Genomic DNA, 589 nt, shown 5'->3' with positions numbered 1-589 from the left:
CCGCGGCATCGTCATTCAATGAACGCGCCCAAAGTTGCGGAAAGAACGCGATCTCCGCCCGGCGCAAGTCCTGCACAAGAAGGGTTACCACCCTGTCGAGCGCGGCCTGGGGTGTGGCTTCACTCATTTGCAGGCACATCAGGATGTCTTCCGCATAGTTCGCAAGTTGATCGCGAACGAGGCTGTTGAGGAGTTCTGACTTAGTCTTGTAGTGGTACGTCAGATTGCCGACGCGCATATCCAATGCGTTCGCCAGATTGCGCATCGTGTAGTCTTCTGCCCGAGTGCCGATGAAGAGCGAAAAAGCCGTATCAAGTATCCGCCGCCTGGTGCTGTCACCACTGGAAAGCCCACGGGTTTCTTTTGCAACCGGGCGCTGGACGACCAGATCCTGCAGCAGGTGCGTTACCCTTTCGGGAATGTAGCTTTCAATTTTCTTGTCCATCGATCCAGTTCGCTTTGCGTTGTGCAGGTGAGGAACATCACCAAAGGCATGTTCAAATTCTGACAGTGGTCGTAACGCAACGTTGACACAGATCGCTCTTCTCGCAAAGATTAGGACGATAGTCCTAATATCGTGTGCGTGAGT

Annotated in this window: 1 protein-coding gene; it reads right to left on the bottom strand. The window is 53.7% G+C overall.

Features of this window, described 5'->3' with window-relative positions; genetic code table 11:
• Window positions 1-445, bottom strand: a 445-nt coding sequence (locus ACFORG_RS20305) for a TetR/AcrR family transcriptional regulator (RefSeq protein ID WP_386737397.1), incomplete at its 3' end; no start/stop codon positions are given.
• Between the last annotated feature and the right edge of the window lie 144 nt (window positions 446-589).

The organism is Lutimaribacter marinistellae, assembly GCF_042648365.1.
In the GTDB taxonomy this organism is placed as follows: Bacteria; Pseudomonadota; Alphaproteobacteria; order Rhodobacterales; family Rhodobacteraceae; genus Lutimaribacter_A; species Lutimaribacter_A marinistellae.
This window is presented reverse-complemented; position numbering and strand designations above follow the sequence as displayed.